Raw genomic sequence first — 19,314 nt, forward strand, 5'->3', positions numbered from 1 at the left:
AGGAGTTCGTTCGACATGCTGCATTTGTCCCGTCTTACCTCGCTGGCCCTGACGATCGCCCTGGTGATCGGCGCGCCTCTGGCGTTTGCCGCTCAACCGGCCCCGGCTGTCGCTCCGGCAGGCACCGCTGCCACCAGCAAGGCGCCGTTGCCGCTGGAAGAGCTGCGTACCTTTGCCGAGGTCATGGACCGGATCAAGGCCGCCTATGTCGAGCCGGTGGACGACAAGACCCTGCTGGAAAACGCGATCAAGGGCATGCTCAGCAACCTCGATCCGCACTCCGCCTACCTCGGCCCTGAAGATTTCACCGAGCTGCAGGAAAGCACCAGCGGTGAGTTCGGCGGCCTGGGCATCGAAGTCGGCGCCGAAGACGGCTTCATCAAGGTCGTGTCGCCGATTGACGATACGCCAGCATCGAAGGCCGGCATCCAGGCCGGTGACTTCATCGTCAAGATCAACGGCGCACCGACCCGCGGCCAGACCATGACCGAAGCCGTGGACAAGATGCGCGGCAAGATAGGCCAGAAAATCACCCTGACCCTGGTGCGCGACGGCGGTACGCCGTTCGACGTGACCCTCGCTCGCGCCGTGATTCAGGTGAAGAGCGTCAAGGCGCAACTGCTGGAATCGGGTTATGGCCTGATCCGCATCACCCAGTTCCAAGTCAAGACCGGCGAAGAGGTCTCCAAGGCGCTGGCCAAGCTGCGCAAGGACAACGGCAAGAAGCTCAACGGCATCATCCTCGACCTGCGCAATAACCCGGGTGGGGTGTTGCAGGCGGCGGTGGAAGTGGTCGACCACTTCATCACCAAAGGCCTGATTGTCTACACCAAGGGCCGGATCGCCAATTCCGAACTGCGCTTCTCCGCCACCGGCAAGGACGAAAGCGAAGCGGTGCCAATGGTTGTGCTGATCAACGGTGGCAGTGCCTCGGCCTCGGAAATCGTCGCCGGCGCCCTGCAGGATCAGAAACGCGCCGTGGTCATGGGCACCACCAGTTTCGGCAAGGGCTCGGTGCAGACCGTGCTGCCGCTGAACAACGACCGCGCACTGAAGATCACCACCGCTTTGTACTTCACGCCGAACGGCCGCTCGATCCAGGCCCAGGGCATCGTCCCGGACATCGAAGTTCGCCGTGCCAAGATCACCAACGAGGCGGACAACGACTACTTCAAGGAAGCCGATCTGCAAGGTCACCTGGGCAACGGCAACGGCGGCGCGGACAAACCGACCGGTTCCGGCGGCAAGGCCAAGGCGATGCCGCAGGATGACGATTACCAGCTGGCCCAGGCCCTGAGCCTGCTCAAAGGCCTGAGCATCACGTCCGGCCGTTGAGGATGTCTTTGCGTTTCGTCTTTGTCCTGCTGTGCTGTCTGGCGGGTGCTGCTCACGCAGATCCTGCCAGACCAACACCTCAAAAAGCCTACCTGACGCTGATCATCGACGACCTGGGGCAGAACCTGCCCCGGGATCGTCGTGTGCTGGCCCTCCCCGGGCCGGTGACCACAGCCATCATGCCCGACACCCCGCACGCCACCGAATTTGCCCGCGAAGCCCATCGTGCCGGCAAGGTCGTGATCCTGCACATGCCGATGGACCCGGCCACCGGCCCGTTCGCCTGGCATCCAGAGCTGCCCATCGAAGAACTCGAAAAACGCCTGAACGCTGCGTTCAAGATGGTCCCCTACACCGCCGGTATCAACAACCACATGGGCAGTCGCATGACCGCACAACCAGTGGCGATGGCGTGGTTGATGGCCGAGTTGCAGCGCCGCCACAAGTTCTTCGTCGACAGCCGCACCAGCGCCCAGACCGTCGCTGCGCAGCAAGCGCAGAAGATTGATCTGGCGAGCGTTTCACGGGATGTGTTTCTGGATGACGTGCGCGAAGAAGCGGCAATCCTGACCCAATTGCAGACGGCAATCAGCCTGGCGCACAAGCAGGGTTCGGCCGTGATGATCGGTCACCCTTATCCACAGACTCTGGCGGTGCTGGAGCGTGAACTGCCAAAGTTGAAAGCGCAGGGCATCGAGTGGATCGACATCAAGCAGATGATCAGTGTGCGCAGCAATCGCGCCACGGCCGCGCATGGCCACAACGGCATTTACCGGTAGCACCCCGTCACACACCCATAAATAGTTACCGCCTGCCCCCTTGGCCAATTCCGGATATTGAGACCTGCAACAGGTCGCGACCACGAGTCGCCTTCACTATCAGGAATGACCATGAACAGCGAAAACAGTGAAACAACGGCCGACCGGCCGATGGAGTCGATCCAGGTCGATAACCTGCTGATCAACTTCACCACCGAATTCCAGCGGATCTGGAACTGCAACGGTTCGGGATCGACACCTTGCGCGCTCTGGCGCCCGGTACCCTCCCCCGATTCGCTGCCTGGTTTTTTCCCCCTCGGGGACGTCGCCATCTCCGGCAACGACAATATCAATGGCAGCAAAATCGTGGCCGTTGTTCGCGAAGGCCCTGCCGCAAGCAGCGAAACCGCGCAAACAAATGCACTCAGTCCACCGGATGATTTCGAAGAAATCTGGAGCGATGCAGCCTCGACGCCGACGGGGGGCACGCTATGGCGACCGATCGCGCCTGAAGGTTATGTCGCATTGGGAACGGTGTGCTCCATCAACCACGAAAAGCCTTTACTGAGTTCGGTACGTTGTGTGCGCGAAGATCTGGTGATTGAGGCCAGCGTCGCCGAGTTGATCTGGAATGATCGGGGAGGTCGTTCCCGCCAGTATTTCAGCACCTGGAGCATCGATCCTCCGGCTGCCGATGCAGGGGCGATCAACTTCGCAGCAGGCACGTTCATCGCCTCCGGCAACCCCGACAGCCCAGTGGATGACGCCGAAGTCTATTCATTGCGAATGCAGATCGCGGTACAGAGCAATCCAGCGCCTGAACTCCCGGAACTGTCAGGATTTGAAGCGCCGGAACCGTTGGAACCCTCGCAACCGACCCACATTGCCAAACTGCCCTGGTTTGCGGTGGAGGATCACGGTCAGCCCGCACTGAAAAGATTCCGGGAATCGCCCTACTACTACCTGCAAAGGACTGACCAGTATGTGCTCATCGGCTCCAGCCACAACACAACTGACAAGAACAGTCTGATTCAGTGGACATTACCCAGGGTTTTACGTCGCCGCGATCTGCGCCTCTTCAACCAAATCAGCGCAATACAGATCCCGGGGGTTTGGCCAACGAGCGACTCAACGATTGAGCGGCCGATAAAGTTCTCGGCAAGGCTGGGCGAAACCTTCACCCACACCGGAACTTCGAGCAGTGGATGGACCACGCCTGACATTGTGGCGGTCGCCGCCAACGTGACGAAACACAAGATGATGGCGCTGTATCAACTGCAGAGTAACTACGATCTCTGGCGGGATAACCGAACGGAAACCGCCATCAACTTCAGGTACTCCGACAGGAACAGCCTGCACTGGCTCGAATACCCGCCAGAAGTCGCAAGTGACGTCATGGTGACACTCCCGTCACTGCCGGAACAACTGGAACCGCCGACGTTACCAGAATCGCCGGAAGCTACAGATACCGCCCCATGATCTCGTCGACCACGCCTTCCTTGCGCATCTGATCGAGCGCGGTTTGAAGCTTGGCAACCGCTTCGTCCGGCACGTCCTTGTTCAGTGCCAGATATAGCTCGGCGCTGTTGAAGCGCAGTACGGTTTTCAACCCGGTCACGCCATCCTGCCGCGCCAGATAACGGCCGGCAGGATCGCCGGTGGCCCACAGATCGATCTGGCCGCTGACGAGTTTTTTGGCGTTGTCCTGATCGCGCAGCACCACCACCGGCTTCAGACCCTGCTTGGTCAACGTCTCGGCAATCGCATCGCCCTTGTAGGCGCCGATCTTGTACTTGCGCGCATCATTGAGGGTTTCGAGAGTGATCTTGCTGTCGGCCTTGGCCAGCATGACCCAGTCGTCCGGCCCGATCGGGCCAACCCACTTGAAGAGCTTTTCGCGATCCGGCAGGCGTGCCATGACAAACGCACCGTATCCGGGATTCTCCAGCGCCAGCTTGTAGACCCGCTCCCATGGGAAGCGCAGGGTCAGGCTGTAAGTGATGCCGGCACGCTTGAACATCTCGCGCACGATGTCCGTGGCGATGCCGTTGATGTTTTCGTCCTGGGCGAAATTCTTGCCGTTCTTCGCCATGTTGTACGGCGGGAAGTTTTCGGTGAGGAGCACCAGATCGGTGTCGGGACTTTCTTCGGCGTGGGCGGTGTTGATCAACAACACGGAGGCACTGGCGAGGGCGAGAAGCAGGCGTTTGATCATGTCGGGCTACCGAAATCCATGGCGTGCCCAAGAGTGCCTTGGGTACGCCATGCTGTCCACTGGCCTGTATGGATGTTTAACGCATTACGATGCCGCGATGGGCCATGTAGGCCTTGGCTTCCTGAACGGTGTATTCGCCGAAGTGGAAAATACTCGCCGCCAGTACTGCGCTGGCGTGGCCTTCAAGGATGCCATCCGCCAGATGCTGCAGGTTGCCGACGCCGCCGGAAGCGATCACCGGAATGCCCAGCGCATCGCTGATGGCGCGGGTCACGCCGAGGTCGAAGCCGTTTTTCATGCCGTCCTGATCCATGCTGGTCAGGAGGATTTCACCGGCACCCAGGCCTTCCATTTTCTTCGCCCACTCGACCGCGTCGAGGCCGGTCGGCTTGCGACCGCCGTGGGTGAAGATTTCCCAGCGCGGGGTTTCGCCCGGGCCCGAAACCTTCTTCGCGTCGATGGCGACGACGATGCATTGCGAGCCGAAATGCTGCGCTGCTTCGCCGACGAATTCCGGATTGAACACGGCAGCGGTGTTGATCGACACCTTGTCAGCACCGGCGTTGAGCAGGTTGCGGATGTCCTGCACGGTACGCACGCCACCGCCGACGGTCAGCGGGATGAACACCTGGCTGGCCATGCGCTCGACGGTATGCAGCGTGGTGTCGCGCCCATCGACGCTGGCGGTGATGTCGAGAAAGGTAATCTCGTCGGCACCCTGCTCGTCGTAGCGACGGGCGATTTCCACCGGGTCGCCGGCGTCACGGATGTTCTCGAACTTCACACCTTTGACGACCCGGCCGTTGTCCACGTCCAGGCAAGGGATGATGCGTTTGGCCAGCGCCATGGTCAGTCCTCAGCCTTGGTACGAGTCGCAGAAAGCTTGCGCTTCGGCGACGTCGAGAGTGCCTTCGTAGATCGCCCGGCCGGTGATCGCGCCGATGATGCCCGGTGCCTTGGCGTCGAGCAGCGACTTGATGTCACCCAGGTTGTGAATGCCGCCGGAAGCGATCACCGGGATCTTCGTGGCAGCAGCCAGCGCAGCGGTAAACGGAACGTTGCAGCCCTGCATCATGCCGTCTTTGGCGATGTCGGTATAAACGATCGAGGACACGCCGTCAGCTTCGAACTGTTTGGCCAGGTCGATGACCTGCACGGTGCTGATTTCAGCCCAGCCATCGGTGGCGACAAAACCGTCTTTGGCATCGAGGCCGACGATGATCTTGCCCGGGAACGCGCGGCAGGCCTCAGCGACAAACGCCGGATCCTTCACCGCTTTGGTGCCGATGATCACATAGCTGACGCCCGCCTTGACGTAGTGCTCGATGGTTTCCAGCGAACGGATGCCGCCGCCGATCTGGATCGGCAGGGTCGGGTAGCGCTTGGCGATCGCGGTCACCACTTCGCCGTTGACCGGCTGGCCTTCGAAAGCGCCGTTCAGGTCGACCAGATGCAGACGGCGGCAACCGCCCTCCACCCACTTGGCAGCCATGCTCACCGGGTCATCGGAGAACACTGTGGAATCTTCCATGCGGCCCTGGCGCAGACGTACGCAGGCACCGTCTTTAAGATCGATAGCGGGAATAATCAGCATCTGGCAAACCTTCAAATTTGAATGTTCAGCTTGGCTCGGAAATCAGTTTTTCTCGAGCGCCCACAGGTCGCTTTCGATGCTTTCAAACCGCTCCTTGAGGTGGGTCTGCACATCGAAAATCGCCCTGTTGTAATAGTGCGGAGCAATTTCGCGGGTAAACAGCTCAAGAATTTCCGCCGCCTCGAACGAACCCAGGTCCAGTTCGAAACGATCCTCCATGAACCGCTGAATCTTGCGGTTGGCCTCGCTCTCCTGCTCGGGAGTGAGGGTCAGGATCGGCGGCTTGGATTTCTTGACGGCCATTTACCAGCGACCGTCCCATGCCGCGAAGTTCTGTAGCAATTGCAGGCCATGGGTATGGCTTTTCTCCGGGTGGAACTGCACGGCGAAACGCGAACCTTCGGCCAGCGCTGCGGCGAAATCGACGCCGTAATGACCGCTGCCGACCACCTGACGCGGATTACCGGCGGCGATGTAGTAGCTGTGCACGAAGTAGAAACGCGCCAGATCCGGAATGTTGTGCCACAGCGGGTGATCCACCGCCTGCTTCACTTCGTTCCAGCCCATGTGCGGGACTTTCAGGTGCTCGCCGTCTTCATGCAGGTCTTTGCCGAAGAACTTCACCGCGCCCGGGAACAGGCCGATGCAGTCGACGCCGTCGTTCTCTTCGCTCGTGTCGAGCAAGGCTTGCATGCCGACACAGATGCCGAGGAACGGACGATCCTGGCTGACTTCACGCACCAGCGAATCGAAACCGAGGCGACGGATCTCCGCCATGCAATCGCGAATTGCGCCAACGCCGGGGAAAACCACACGGTCGGCTTCGCGGATCACTGCCGCGTCGCTGGTGATCAGCACCTTGCCGGCACCGACGTGCTCGAGGGCCTTGGCCACCGAGTGCAGGTTGCCCATGCCGTAATCGATAACTGCAACCGTCTGCATTACAGAACGCCCTTGGTCGAAGGCATCTGGCCGGCCATGCGGTCATCCAGCTCGACGGCCATGCGCAGCGCGCGGCCGAAAGCCTTGAACACGGTTTCGATCTGGTGGTGGGTGTTGGTGCCGCGCAGGTTGTCGATGTGCAGGCTGACCAGCGCGTGGTTGACGAAGCCCTGGAAGAATTCCTGGAACAGGTCGACGTCGAAGCCGCCAACGGTGGCGCGGGTGTACGGCACGTGCATCTGCAGGCCTGGGCGGCCGGAGAAGTCGATCACCACGCGCGACAGCGCTTCATCGAGCGGCACGTAGGCGTGGCCGTAGCGACGGATGCCTTTCTTGTCGCCGATGGCTTGCGCGAAGGCCTGGCCGAGGGTGATACCGACGTCTTCCACGGTATGGTGGTCGTCGATATGCAGATCGCCCTTGCATTCGATATCCAGGTCGATCAACCCGTGACGGGCGATCTGATCCAGCATGTGCTCAAGAAAAGGAACACCGATATTGAATCGGGCCTTTCCGGTGCCATCAAGGTTGATCGAGGCTTTGATCTGGGTTTCCAGAGTGTCGCGCTCGACAGACGCCTTACGTTCGGCCATCACCAGCTCCGCAAAATCATTGGGCGAAAAAGGCAGCCATTATAGGGGCGCGGGGCCGAAACAGAAACACGAGAGGTGATATGGCAGACGGATAGAAGTCCCGACTGTCGCGGGTAGACATGTCCATACAAGCCATTACAGGCAGCCTGAAAACAAATGTGGGAGCGAGCTTGCTCGCGAAAGAGATGGTTCAGCCGACAGCGATGTCGACCGATCTCCCCTCTTCGCGAGCAAGCTCGCTCCCACAGGTGTTGGTGCCGGCCTGAGATATCAGGGCGGCAACTTCAGCTTCTTAGTGGAACAGAACTGCCGTCTTCTGCAGGGTCACCCACACACCCCACGCTAACGGAATCCCCACCACCAGCCATGCAGCGATCGCCAATGGCTTGCTGCCCGGCGCGGCTTTCCACTCCAGCACGGTGCTGGCGTCAGCACCCTTGTCGTGGCCCAGCGCCTGTTCGGCAGCCAGTTCGGCGTCGGTCATGAAGTACTTGTCGGCCACCGGGCGCACCAGCAGGTTGCACAGGAAACCCAGCACCAGCAGGCCGGCGAGGATGTACAGGGTGATGTCGTAAGCGGCGGCGCGTTCGACGCCGATGCTCAACTGATACTCACGCAGGTAGTTCACCAGCACCGGACCCAGCACGCCAGCAGCGGCCCAGGCAGTCAGCAGACGACCGTGGATCGCGCCCACCATCTGCGTACCGAACAGGTCGGCCAGATATGCTGGAACAGTCGCGAAACCACCGCCGTACATCGACAGGATGATGCAGAACGCCGCCACGAACAGCGCAACGTTGCCCAGGTGACCGAGGTTCGGGATCAGTGCGTACAGCGCAAAACCCAGTGCGAAGAACACGAAGTAAGTGTTCTTGCGGCCCAGGTAGTCCGAGAACGACGCCCAGAAGAAACGACCGCCGATGTTGAACAGGCTCAGCAGACCGGTGAAGCCGGCCGCAATGGCAGCGATGGAAGCCAGTTGACCGGCGTCCAGTTGACCGAACGGCAGATCATTGCCCAGCAGCTTGCCGCCGAACACTTCCTGCAACAATGGCGAAGCCATGCCGAGGATGCCGATACCGGCAGACACGTTCAGGCACAGCACCAGCCACACCAGACGGAATTGCGGGGTTTTCCACGCCACATTCACGTGAACGTGACGGTGGGTGATCATCGCGTTCGACGCTTTCTTCGCCGGCGCGGTCCAGCCTTCAGGCTTCCAGCCGGTTGGCGGCACGCGGTAGGCCAAGGCGCCACCGATCATGAACACGAAGTAGATCGCGGCCATGGCCACGAAGCTCTGCCACACGCCCACGCCAGTCGGCGAAGCGAAATGGCTCATCAGTGCGGTTGCCAGCGGAGCACCAACCATCGCGCCACCGCCGAAGCCCATGATCGCCATGCCGGTCGCCATGCCGCGCTTGTCCGGGAACCACTTGATCAGGGTCGAGACCGGCGAGATGTAGCCCAGGCCCAGACCGATACCGCCGATCACGCCGGAGCCGATCCACATCAGCCAGATCTGGTGGGTATAGATACCCAGTGCGGAAATCAGCAGACCGCCGCACCAGCACAGTGCCGATACAACGCCGGCCTTGCGTGGGCCTGCGTGTTCAAGCCAGCCACCCCAGATCGCTGCCGAGCAGCCGAGGAAGATGAAGAACAGGGTGTAGATCCAGCCGAGCATGGAGATCGGCCAGTCGCATTGCGACGAGAAGACTTGTGCGATGAAGCTCATGTCCGGTGCGCAAGCCACCGGAGCGGTTACGCCCAGCGCCTTGGACAGCGGCAACCAGAACACCGAGAAGCCGTAGGCCATGCCGATGCACAGGTGAATGGCCAGAGCGGCCGGCGGAACCAGCCAACGGTTGAAACCGGGTTTGGCGATGATGCGTTCCTTGGACAGGAACCCGGGCTGATCGGCTTTGAGGCCGTCCGCCGTAATGGTCGTGCTCATTGTGTATCCCCCAATTATTAGTATGGTTCGCCAGCCACTGCTCACCCCCGGCCTTTATGCACGCAGGCATGACCGTTTTTTGCGGGTGAAGCTCCTTGAAAGCGCGACGTTAAGTCGCAGATGGGCGGACGAACGGGCGAAGGTTACCATTTGCACGTGACAGAAAAACCAAACTGATATCACCTTTTTTGAGTCATCTGATCTCCTGCCGCCGGGGAACCCCGATGCCGATCGTTGTCGAAGCGCTGTACATCACGGTTCAGCAGGCTGCACGGGACACCGCAACAGCGCGGGGTGATGCAGCGCTATACTCCCCGGCTAAATTACGAATTCGACTACTTACAAGGACTCGCCCATGAAAGCGTTCGGCAAAATCCTGGGTCTGGTACTTCTCGGGCTGTTGCTGATCATTGTGGCGGCGGGCTTCGCCCTGACCCACCTGTTTGATCCCAACGACTACAAAGACGAGATCCGCCAGATAGCCCGCGACAAGGCCCACATCGAGCTGACGCTCAATGGCGACATCGGCTGGAGCCTGTTCCCGTGGCTCGGCCTGGAACTGCACGAGGCCAGCGTCGCGACCCTGGCAAAGCCTGCCGAACCGTTCGCCGACCTGCAGATGCTCGGCCTGTCCGTGCGCGTGCTGCCGCTGCTGCGCCGCGAAGTGCAGATGAGCGACGTGCGCGTCGAAGGTCTGAACCTGCGCCTGAACCGTGACAAGAACGGGCATGGCAACTGGGAAGACATCGGCAAGGTGCCGCCCAAGGCCGGTAGCAATCCGGCGCCGACCACCACAGCCGAAACCACTCCCGAGGCCCCTGCACAACCGGAAAAACCGGCCCAGCCGATCCGCCTCGACATCGACAGCCTAACCGTCAACAACGCCCGCGTGGAATACAACGACGAGTTGACCGGCAAGCAATTCAGCGCCGAAAGCATCCAGCTGAGCACCGGAGCTGTTCACGACTCGACCAATATTCCGGTCAAAGCCACCGCGTTCCTCGGCACCAACCAGCCAGTGCTGCGGGTGCGCACCGAGCTCAACGGCGAGCTGCGCTTCGAGCGCGCCCTGCAACGCTACAAGTTCGAAGACCTGAAGCTGTCCGGCGAAGTCGCCGGCGATCCGCTGCAAGGCAAGACCGTGACCTTCGCCGCCCAAGGCCAACTGCTGCTGGACAAGGCCGCCAACGTCGCCGAATGGACCGGCATCAAGCTCTCGGTCAATCAGCTGCGTGCGTTGGGCGAACTGAAGGCCAACGACCTGGACAAGACGCCACAGATCACCGGCGGGATTTCCATCGCCCAGTTCGATCTGGCGAAGTTCGTCGACAGCATCGGCCAGACCTTGCCGGCCATGGCCGAAGGCAGCCTGAGCAAGGTTGAACTGGTCAGCCGTGTCGCCGCGACGCCGACCAGCGTGGCGCTGGACAACATTAACCTGAAACTCGACGACAGCAGCTTCAGCGGCCGCATCGCCGTCGAAGATTTCGCCAAGCAATCGCTGCGGGCGACCCTCAAGGCCGACACCTTCAACGTCGACCGTTACCTAACGCCGAAATCGGAAAAAGCCAACAACGCCACCCAGGTCCGTCAGGCCGAAGTCGCCAGCACCGAGGCCGATGCGATGGCCGGGGCCGGCAGCACACCACTGCCGGAAAAACCGAGCAAAAGCGCCTGGAGCACCGAGCGCCTGTTCCCTGTCGAACGCCTGAGCAAGCTCGACGTGAACGCCGACCTGACCTTCGGCCAGTTGACCCTCGACAAGCTGCCGATCCAGAACGCTGCGTTGAAAGCCACCGGTCAGGGCGGCCTGCTGACCCTGGAGAACCTGCGCGGCGAGCTGTACAACGGCGACTTCGAAGCCAAGGGCACGCTGGATGTACGCCAGACCGCGCCAGTGCTGAACCTGCAAACCCGGATCAACCGCGTGCCGGTAGAGAAAATCCTCGAAAGCCAGGGCAAGAATCCGCCGGTCAAGGGTCTGGTCAATCTCACCAGCACCGTCACCGGCAGCGGCAACAGCCAGCAGGCGCTGATTGAAACCCTCAACGGCAACGCCAGTTTCGTGATCAACAATGGCGTGCTGCTCAACGCCAACCTTGAACAGCAACTGTGCAAAGGCATCGCCACCCTCAACCGCAAATCCCTGAGCGGCGAGCCGCGCGGCAAGGACACTCCGTTCCAGGAACTCAAGGGCAACCTGACCTTCCGCAACGGCGTGGCCAGCAACCCGGACCTGAAAGTGCGCATCCCCGGCATGAGCGTCAACGGTGACGGCGATATCGACCTCAAGGTGCTGGGCATGGACTATCGCGTCGGCATCATCGTCGAAGGCGACACCAGCGCCATGCCGGACCCGGCCTGCCAGGTAGGTGACAAATTCGTCGGCATCGAATGGCCGCTGCGTTGCCGCGGCCCGCTGGAACTGGGCGCCAAGGCCTGCCGCGTGGACAACGAACGCATGGGCCAGGTCGCGACCAAACTGGCCGGCGACAAGATCAGCGAAAAAATCGACGAGAAACTGGGTGACAAAGTCAGCCCGGAACTGAAAAACGCATTGAAGGGGCTGTTCAAGCGATGAGAGCGGAGCAGTTTTCCACGGCGGTGCTGGAATGGTTCGACCGCCACGGCCGCCATGATTTGCCCTGGCAACAGAACATCAACCCGTATCGGGTGTGGGTGTCCGAGATCATGTTGCAGCAGACTCAGGTCAGCACCGTGCTCAATTACTTCGACCGGTTCATGGCCGCGCTGCCGACGGTCGAAGCCCTGGCCGAAGCGCCGGAGGACGAAGTGCTGCACCTGTGGACGGGGCTGGGTTACTACACCCGCGCGCGCAATTTGCAGAAGACCGCGAAGATCGTCGTCAGCCAGTACGGTGGCGAGTTTCCGCGCGATGTCGAGAAGCTCACGGATTTGCCGGGCATCGGCCTGTCGACTGCCGGCGCGATCGCCAGCATCAGCATGGGCCTGCGCGCGCCAATCCTCGACGGCAACGTCAAACGGGTGCTGGCGCGCTTTACCGCGCAGGAGGGCTACCCCGGCGAGCCGAAGGTCGCAAAGCAGCTGTGGGCCAACGCCGAGCGCTTCACACCGCAGGATCGGGTCAACGCCTACACCCAGGCGATGATGGATCTGGGCGCCACGCTCTGCACCCGCAGCAAGCCGAGCTGCCTGCTGTGTCCGCTGGAAAAAGGCTGCGAAGCGCACATGCTCGGCCTGGAGACGCGTTACCCGATCCCCAAGCCGCGCAAGGCCATCCCGCAGAAACGCACGCTGATGCCGCTGCTGGCCAACGAGGATGGCGCGATTCTGCTTTATCGCCGCCCGTCCAGCGGATTGTGGGGTGGTTTGTGGAGCCTGCCGGAACTCGACGATCTCGACGACCTGCAACACCTCGCCGCGCAGCACGCGCTGGAACTGGGCGAGCAGCAGGCGCTGCCAAGCCTTGTCCACACCTTCAGCCACTTCCAGCTGTCCATCGAACCCTGGCTGGTTCACGTGCAGGAAGCCGGCGGTCACGTGGCCGAGGCCGACTGGCTCTGGTATAACCTCGCCACCCCGCCGCGCCTGGGCCTCGCCGCCCCGGTCAAGACTTTGCTCGAACGCGCGGCCGCCGTCTTGAATGCAGGAGAGTCGACATGACCCGCACCGTAATGTGCCGCAAGTACAAAGAACAACTCGAAGGTCTGGAGCGCCCACCGTACCCGGGCGCCAAGGGCCAGGACATTTTCGAACACGTCTCGGCCAAGGCCTGGGCCGACTGGCAGAAACACCAGACCCTGCTGATCAACGAAAAACGCCTGAACATGATGAACGCCGAAGACCGCAAATTTCTTCAGGGCGAAATGGACAAGTACTTCTCCGGCGAGGAATACGCTCAGGCCGAAGGCTACGTTCCGCCCGCAGAGTAAACCCCGCGAAATCGGGGGTCGGATCGTAAGCGACGGAATTAATTTAAGAAATTTTAAAAAAGTCGTTGACGTAAATCCGAAAAACCCTTTTAATGCGCCCCGTTGCCCAGATAGCTCAGTCGGTAGAGCAGGGGATTGAAAATCCCCGTGTCGGCGGTTCGATTCCGTCTCTGGGCACCAAATACCGAAAACCCTGAATCGCAAGATTCAGGGTTTTTTTATGCCTGCGATTTGATGACGGCCCGATCCCGCCCTTCTTGCAGGCCGTAATTCGCGATACGTTGCTCAACCCTTACGGAAGAGGGTCATCCCCGCGATGAACCAGAAAAGAACCCGCGTTCCCCTGCCCCACCCCGCGCCACCCGTAAAACGCACCGACTGGCTGATGATCGCTCTCGGCATCGTATTGACCCTCTGCGTCGGCCTGATCACTTATGAAACGGTGAACGGTCTGATTCAGGGGCGCATCAGCAACATGGCGCGAGGGAAACACTTCGCCGTGTATTCACAGGCCGAACACTCCTTCGACTTCTGGTTCACCGCTGCCTCGCACTGCATCTTTGCACTCTTCCTGGCGAGCGCAGCCTGGCTACTGATCTGGATGGGGCGCACCGCGACGGTCACGCCACCCGGGCGTGACCGTCGGCGACGCTAGCTGTTGTCATTCCAGTGGAACACCAGATTGCGCGCGGCGCCGCCGCCAATTTCCGCCGCATCCCGGCGCGTTTCGCCATTGCGGGTCGCGACGACCGTGTATTTGCCGGGCGGCAACTGCACGTACACCAATGGCCCGGTCTGATTCAGCGTCAGCACAGTCTGGCCGGGGGCTTTCTGAATCATCACGTCGACATCGGCGGTGTATTGGTTCTGCATGCCAACGGCAAACGTCATGTGCAGGTTGTAGCCCGCGGATTGCTGAATGGCTTTCGACTCATCTTCACCAATCCCGCCGGCCAGATAACGAACACCGTTTTGCTCTTGCTGCTGAACCTGCACAGCAGAACTGTCGACCGGCTCCAGACTCGCAGCCTGCGCCATGATCGGAAACAGCAGCACCGCCGCAGCGGCGACGGGCAGCACGAATGAAAGAACGCGTTTCATGAGGACGACTCCCGGGCTCTCGCGGAACCCAATCGTTACCTCTTTTTAGATTTTGTCTTGCAGGTTGGGTTTTAGAACGATTGGGAGTTGCCTCGAATGCAAAAAGGACTACAGAGGTATCTTCCAGCCAATTCGTGACGCACTGCGTCACGGATTGGCGACCCGCCTAATCGAACCGTCAATCCGGTACGCACTGCATACCAAGTCATTGCGTTACATCCCGAGTGAAGTTCATTCTCGACCCGTCCTAGCCAGGCTCGAAATCCATGAACCTACAAAGTGCGCCACCTCCACTTGGCCAAGCATCCGACATTGAAAGCGAGCCCTTCCACGAGCCCGCCGCCGACGGCTATCTGCTCGGCGGTTTCACCTGGCGTCACGCCTCACCGGATCCACAACGCCCAGTGGTAGTCATCAACGCCGCTACGTCCGTGCGCTGCCGCCACTACTCGCGCTTCGCGGCGTATCTGTTCGCCAACGGCTTCGACGTGATCATTTATGACTACCGGGGCATTGGTGAATCGCGGCCGAAGTCGATGAGGCATTTGCGGGCTTCGTGGACGGATTGGGGCGCGCTGGATTTCGAGGCGATGCTCAAACGCGCACAGCGGGAGTTTCCTGGTCAACCGATCGATGTGGTCGGGCACAGCTTCGGCGGCTGCGCAGCAGGCCTAGGGGCGTCGGGGAAGATAATCCGACGACTGGTGACGGTTGGCGCGCAGTTCGCCTACTGGCGCGATTACACACCCGAGCATCGCTGGCGGATGTTCGGCAAATGGCATCTGCTGATGCCGCTGGTCACACTGTTCTGTGGCTATTTTCCGGGCAAACGACTTGGCTGGCTGGAAGACACGCCCGCCGGCGTGGTGCGCGACTGGAGCACGCCTGCCGCGCGTTATGAGCGGCGCCCTAGCGGTAGAACCATGGCGGACTTGCCCTTCGCCAACGTCCGGGCCAAAGCCTTGGCAATCAGCATCAGTGACGATCCCTACGGCACGATTCCCGCCATCGAACGCCTGCTCGCTTACTTCCACAACGCGCAAAAGACCCACCTGCGAATCGAGCCGCAGGACATCGGTGAACAGCAAGTCGGACATTTCGCCTTTTTTCACAGCGCATACCAAGCCACACTATGGCCCATCGCTCTGACCTGGCTGCAGACCGGCGAATTGGCCTCCGACACGCCGGGGCGCACAATCCCACGCAGCCAAGCCCTTTAACGCACCACGGAACACACACCATGGCTTCCGCCAACAAGCAGCAAAAACGCGCCGCCCGGGCCAAGACCAAGGCCAAGCAGAACCGCACCAAACGTGCGGAAGCGCCAGTCGAGCTGGACCCGAACGACGACCGTATCGATTTCGAATCGGTGGACCTGACCGAGCTGTTCAAGAAAATGATCGACGCCGAGAAGATCAGCCAGCAGGCCATGTGCGCCGCGTTCCTCGAAGACCCGTTGCTGGAGCTGGTGTACGAGCAGGAAGGCGAAGAAGGTGCGATGGACTTCATCCTCGCCGCACTGATCGAGTACCGCCAGTGGTCCACCGAGACCGACGAAGCCGGCGCCCTGGCCTGGATCGAATCCCCTGCTTTCCAGAAAGACTATGTGGCCGCGTCCGACGCAATCGCCGCACAAACCCAACAGAAAAACTGAGTTCCCATGGCATCCCTGAACAAGCAGCAGAAACGCGCCAAACGCGCCAAGGCCAAAGCCAAGCAAATCCGCATGGTCGGCCGCAAACCTCTGGCCCAGGACGATGACCTCGGTCACCTGGCCGAGCCGATCCCGGAATACACCCTGGCGATGTTCAGCAAGATGCGCGAGGCCGAAGCCGTCAGCCGCAACGACATGCTGCTGACGCTGCTGCGGGAGCTGGCGTTCATCATCGTTGATCATCCTGAACTGCTGGACATGGAAAACGCCGACAACGAAGGCATGGCCGCCACCCACCTGGCCGCCGACATGCTGATCGACTACCGCATGTGGGCCGACGGCATGGATCGCGAGACCGCCCAGGCCTGGCTGAGCGAACCGCAGTTCATCACTGATTTCGGGATTGCGCTGGACAGCTACGGCCAGTCGCTGGATGCGCCGGAAGAGAAGAGCGAATAAACCCCGCTCAGTAACAAAAACGGCCGCTTGTCATCACTGACAGCGGCCGTTTTGCTTTACGCGTTACGGATCAGTTCAGAACCGCCGCACCACGGTTTTCCGCCTTGCGACGGCGAGCTACCAACAGACCTGTCGCCACCACCACCAGACTCAGCAGGCCGGTCGCGAGGATTTCCACGCGGTGGGCGTCCTGGAACAGCATGATGGTCAGGGCGGCCACGATAAACACGATCACCGCGTAGGTCAGGCCTGGGAACAGCCACATGCTGAAGACGATTTTCTCGCCGCGAGCCATGCGTTGTTTACGCATGCGCAGTTGCGAAATCGCGATCACCAGGTACACCAGCAGCGCGATAGCGCCGGAGCTGGCCAGCAGGAACTCGAACACCGCAGCCGGGGCCACGTAGTTGGCGAAGGTGCACAGGAATGCCGCACCGGTGGACAGCATCACCGCCCAGTAAGGCGTGCCGCTCTTGTTGGTGCGGGTCGCCATGGCCGGAGCATCGCCGCGCTTGCCGAGGGAGAACAGCATGCGCGAAGAGGTGTACAGCGCCGAGTTCAGGCAGCTGGTCACAGCAACCAGAACCACAATATCGACGATCATCTTGGCGTTCGGGATGCCCATGCGCTCAAGCACAGTCTGGTAGGAGCCGAGGCTGGCCAGAACCGGGTCGTTCCATGGCACCAGGGCCACAACGATGAAGATTGAAACGAGGTAGAACAGGCCGATCCGCCAGATCACCGAGTTGGTGGCCTTGGAGATCTGTTTGCCCGGGTTCTTCGATTCCGCGGCCGCGATGGTCACGATCTCGGTACCCATGAAGGAGAACATGGTGGTCAGGATTGCGCCCAACACAGCACCCATGCCGTTTGGCAGGAAGCCTTGGGTGTCGAAGATGTGCGACACGCCGCTGACCTGGCTGTTCGGCAGGAAGCCGAAAATGGCTGCGACGCCGAGGATGATGAAACCGATGATCGCCACGACTTTGAGCAGGGCGAACCAGAATTCGAACTCACCGTAGTTTTTCACGCTGAACAGGTTGGTCACCGTCAGCAGCATGGTGATGATCAGCGCGAAGGCCCAGATATCCAGACCCGGGAACCACGCGTGCAGGATGGTTGCGGCGGCGTTGGCTTCCAGCGGAATCACCAAAACCCAGAACCACCAATACAGCCAGCCGATGGTGAAACCGGCCCAGTGACCGATAGCGCGGTCGGCGTAAGTCGAGAACGAGCCAGTGTCAGGCGAGGCGACAGCCATTTCGCCGAGCATGCGCATCACCAGCACAACCAGCGCGCCAGCAGCGGCGTAAGCCAGCAGAACAGCGGGACCGGCAGCGGCGATGGCGTGGCCGGAGCCTACGAACAGACCTGCACCGATCACCCCGGCGATCGACAGCATGGTCACATGACGCGGTTTGAGCCCCTGTTCGAGGCCATTGGAGCTTTGGGTACTGCTCATTGAAACTACCTTTGCGAGGAAAGCGATTCAGTCCGTCCCGTCTGGTTTTCCTTCTCGTAAAAAGAAACCAACGGGGCGTTCCAGATTCTGCACGCAATAATTGCGCCAAAATGTTTCAAACTCTTCTGGCCTGCGGTTTTCAGCGCGACCGGACAGTCATCGCAAGTCCTTGAGAATACTGGCCTTTCGCCAAAGCGTTACCCTGCGACCCACTTTCTAAACGAATCAGCGCACCAGAAACACACTGAAAAAGTACGGGATGCACAATAAAAGGGCGAATGAGGAACGTTCGGCCGGTTAGCGCTTCCAACACCCCGCCAAAGGTGGCAACATCGCGCCTTTTTTTACGCGACACCCACGGGAATCCACGTTCAAACACCCGTTCGGTTGTTGATGGGGCGACAGTCTGCTGCGCCGATGCGACAACCTGCCACACGCCATCCGTTTACCGCTCGTAGCGCTGTTGGCTGCCATTGAAACGCTATGCTAGCTTGGCCGCCTCGCCAGGAAGGCCAACCAACAGCAGGAGCGCAACATATATGAGGAACGCACATGGCTGAGGCCACGCCCGCGCTTGAAATCCGCAACTTGCACAAACGCTACGGACAGCTTGAGGTGCTCAAAGGCATCTCGCTGACCGCCCGCGACGGCGATGTGATCTCGATCCTGGGTTCCTCCGGTTCCGGCAAGTCCACGTTCCTGCGTTGCATCAACCTGTTGGAAAACCCGCATCAAGGCCAGATCCTGGTCGCCGGGGAAGAACTCAAGCTCAAGGCCGCCAAGAATGGCGAACTGGTTGCCGCCGACGGCAAGCAGATCAATCGCCTGCGCTCCGAGATTGGTTTTGTGTTTCAAAACTTTAATCTGTGGCCGCACATGAGCGTGCTCGACAACATCATCGAAGCCCCGCGTCGCGTGCTCGGCCAGAGCAAGGCCGAAGCCATCGAAGTCGCCGAAGCGCTGCTGGCCAAGGTCGGCATCGCCGACAAGCGCCACGCGTATCCGGCGCAACTGTCCGGCGGCCAGCAACAGCGCGCGGCGATTGCCCGTACGCTGGCGATGCAGCCCAAGGTGATCCTGTTCGACGAGCCCACCTCCGCCCTTGACCCGGAAATGGTCCAGGAAGTACTTAATGTCATCCGCGCATTGGCCGAAGAAGGCCGCACCATGTTGCTCGTGACCCATGAAATGGGCTTCGCCCGTCAGGTCTCCAGCGAAGTGGTGTTCCTCCACCAGGGCCTGGTAGAAGAGCAAGGATCGCCACAGCAGGTGTTCGAAAACCCGCTTTCGGCGCGCTGCAAACAATTCATGTCCAGCAACCGCTAACGGA

The 19,314-nt window shown here is 60.6% G+C and carries 20 protein-coding genes and 1 tRNA gene; 12 read left to right on the forward strand and 9 right to left on the reverse strand.

The features are described 5' to 3' along the window. Positions 1-15 precede the first annotated feature (15 nt). The 3 genes from AC1Q9F_RS14525 (at position 16) to AC1Q9F_RS14535 (ending at position 3,572) form a co-directional block, all read left to right on the forward strand. A complete protein-coding gene (locus AC1Q9F_RS14525; protein WP_007952532.1) occupies positions 16-1,335 on the forward strand; it encodes a S41 family peptidase in 1,320 nt (439 codons plus the stop codon). Positions 1,336-1,337: 2 nt separating this feature from the next. After that, the gene (locus AC1Q9F_RS14530; protein ID WP_492620051.1) at positions 1,338-2,114 is read left to right on the forward strand and encodes a divergent polysaccharide deacetylase family protein; all 777 of its coding nucleotides are present in this window, start codon (positions 1,338-1,340) and stop codon (positions 2,112-2,114) included. 111 nt (positions 2,115-2,225) lie between these two features. Beyond that, positions 2,226-3,572, forward strand: a complete 1,347-nt coding sequence (locus tag AC1Q9F_RS14535; RefSeq protein ID WP_492620050.1) for a Vps62-related protein — start codon at positions 2,226-2,228, stop codon at positions 3,570-3,572. Here AC1Q9F_RS14535 and AC1Q9F_RS14540 read toward each other — a convergent pair. The 7 genes from AC1Q9F_RS14540 to AC1Q9F_RS14570 all read right to left on the reverse strand — a co-directional run bounded on the left by AC1Q9F_RS14540 (position 3,553) and on the right by AC1Q9F_RS14570 (position 9,394). After that, positions 3,553-4,308, reverse strand: coding sequence for a substrate-binding periplasmic protein (locus tag AC1Q9F_RS14540; protein ID WP_492620049.1), 756 nt, complete (start codon positions 4,306-4,308; stop codon positions 3,553-3,555). The genes AC1Q9F_RS14535 and AC1Q9F_RS14540 overlap by 20 nt on opposite strands. Positions 4,309-4,384: 76 nt before the next feature. Continuing rightward, entirely contained in the window at positions 4,385-5,155 is a 771-nt protein-coding gene (gene hisF / locus AC1Q9F_RS14545) for an imidazole glycerol phosphate synthase subunit HisF (RefSeq protein ID WP_007897430.1), read from the reverse strand. 9 nt (positions 5,156-5,164) lie between these two features. Then, positions 5,165-5,902: a 1-(5-phosphoribosyl)-5-[(5-phosphoribosylamino)methylideneamino]imidazole-4-carboxamide isomerase gene (gene hisA / locus AC1Q9F_RS14550; RefSeq protein WP_003220753.1), complete on the reverse strand. Its 738-nt coding sequence runs from the start codon at positions 5,900-5,902 to the stop codon at positions 5,165-5,167. A gap of 42 nt (positions 5,903-5,944) precedes the next feature. Then, complete coding sequence (locus AC1Q9F_RS14555; protein ID WP_011332018.1) at positions 5,945-6,205, reverse strand: DUF2164 domain-containing protein; 261 nt, start codon at positions 6,203-6,205, stop codon at positions 5,945-5,947. After that, positions 6,206-6,844: an imidazole glycerol phosphate synthase subunit HisH gene (hisH, locus tag AC1Q9F_RS14560; protein ID WP_192563169.1), complete on the reverse strand. Its 639-nt coding sequence runs from the start codon at positions 6,842-6,844 to the stop codon at positions 6,206-6,208. Beyond that, the gene (hisB, locus tag AC1Q9F_RS14565; RefSeq protein ID WP_007952547.1) at positions 6,844-7,437 is read right to left on the reverse strand and encodes an imidazoleglycerol-phosphate dehydratase HisB; all 594 of its coding nucleotides are present in this window, start codon (positions 7,435-7,437) and stop codon (positions 6,844-6,846) included. Before hisB ends, hisH begins: the two co-directional genes overlap by 1 nt. Before the next feature lie 292 nt (positions 7,438-7,729). Next, positions 7,730-9,394 carry an OFA family MFS transporter gene (locus tag AC1Q9F_RS14570; RefSeq protein WP_115076218.1) on the reverse strand — a complete coding sequence of 555 codons (1,665 nt, stop codon included), beginning with the start codon at positions 9,392-9,394 and terminating at the stop codon, positions 7,730-7,732. Positions 9,395-9,749: 355 nt separating this feature from the next. Here AC1Q9F_RS14570 and AC1Q9F_RS14575 point away from each other — a divergent pair, with 355 nt between their 5' ends. The 5 genes from AC1Q9F_RS14575 to AC1Q9F_RS14595 all read left to right on the forward strand — a co-directional run bounded on the left by AC1Q9F_RS14575 (position 9,750) and on the right by AC1Q9F_RS14595 (position 13,963). Beyond that, entirely contained in the window at positions 9,750-11,975 is a 2,226-nt protein-coding gene (locus AC1Q9F_RS14575) for an AsmA family protein (RefSeq protein WP_492620048.1), read from the forward strand. Further along, positions 11,972-13,039: an A/G-specific adenine glycosylase gene (mutY, locus tag AC1Q9F_RS14580; protein ID WP_492620047.1), complete on the forward strand. Its 1,068-nt coding sequence runs from the start codon at positions 11,972-11,974 to the stop codon at positions 13,037-13,039. The genes AC1Q9F_RS14575 and mutY overlap by 4 nt, the downstream gene beginning before the upstream one ends. Next, the gene (locus AC1Q9F_RS14585) at positions 13,036-13,308 is read left to right on the forward strand and encodes an oxidative damage protection protein (RefSeq protein WP_007952551.1); all 273 of its coding nucleotides are present in this window, start codon (positions 13,036-13,038) and stop codon (positions 13,306-13,308) included. Before mutY ends, AC1Q9F_RS14585 begins: the two co-directional genes overlap by 4 nt. A gap of 104 nt (positions 13,309-13,412) precedes the next feature. Further along, positions 13,413-13,488: transfer RNA gene (locus AC1Q9F_RS14590), tRNA-Phe, on the forward strand. 136 nt (positions 13,489-13,624) lie between these two features. Beyond that, positions 13,625-13,963, forward strand: coding sequence for a hypothetical protein (locus AC1Q9F_RS14595; protein WP_492620046.1), 339 nt, complete (start codon positions 13,625-13,627; stop codon positions 13,961-13,963). Here AC1Q9F_RS14595 and AC1Q9F_RS14600 read toward each other — a convergent pair. Next, positions 13,960-14,409, reverse strand: a complete 450-nt coding sequence (locus AC1Q9F_RS14600; protein WP_207984754.1) for a carboxypeptidase regulatory-like domain-containing protein — start codon at positions 14,407-14,409, stop codon at positions 13,960-13,962. The two genes, AC1Q9F_RS14595 and AC1Q9F_RS14600, sit on opposite strands and share 4 nt — an antisense overlap. Positions 14,410-14,675: 266 nt before the next feature. Here AC1Q9F_RS14600 and AC1Q9F_RS14605 point away from each other — a divergent pair, with 266 nt between their 5' ends. The 3 genes from AC1Q9F_RS14605 to AC1Q9F_RS14615 are packed head-to-tail and all read left to right on the forward strand — an operon-like array spanning position 14,676 to position 16,522. Then, the gene (locus tag AC1Q9F_RS14605; RefSeq protein WP_492620045.1) at positions 14,676-15,629 is read left to right on the forward strand and encodes an alpha/beta hydrolase family protein; all 954 of its coding nucleotides are present in this window, start codon (positions 14,676-14,678) and stop codon (positions 15,627-15,629) included. Between the two features lie 20 nt (positions 15,630-15,649). Further along, entirely contained in the window at positions 15,650-16,063 is a 414-nt protein-coding gene (locus tag AC1Q9F_RS14610; RefSeq protein ID WP_096821942.1) for a hypothetical protein, read from the forward strand. 6 nt (positions 16,064-16,069) lie between these two features. Then, the gene (locus AC1Q9F_RS14615) at positions 16,070-16,522 is read left to right on the forward strand and encodes a hypothetical protein (protein WP_492620044.1); all 453 of its coding nucleotides are present in this window, start codon (positions 16,070-16,072) and stop codon (positions 16,520-16,522) included. Between the two features lie 70 nt (positions 16,523-16,592). Here AC1Q9F_RS14615 and gabP read toward each other — a convergent pair whose 3' ends face one another. Continuing rightward, complete coding sequence (gabP, locus tag AC1Q9F_RS14620) at positions 16,593-17,984, reverse strand: GABA permease (protein WP_492620043.1); 1,392 nt, start codon at positions 17,982-17,984, stop codon at positions 16,593-16,595. A 552-nt stretch (positions 17,985-18,536) separates the two neighbouring features. Here gabP and AC1Q9F_RS14625 point away from each other — a divergent pair. Beyond that, a complete protein-coding gene (locus tag AC1Q9F_RS14625) occupies positions 18,537-19,310 on the forward strand; it encodes an ABC transporter ATP-binding protein (RefSeq protein WP_007897462.1) in 774 nt (257 codons plus the stop codon). Positions 19,311-19,314 lie beyond the last annotated feature (4 nt).

It is taken from the genome of Pseudomonas sp. GW823-FHT04A03 (genome assembly GCF_058796615.1).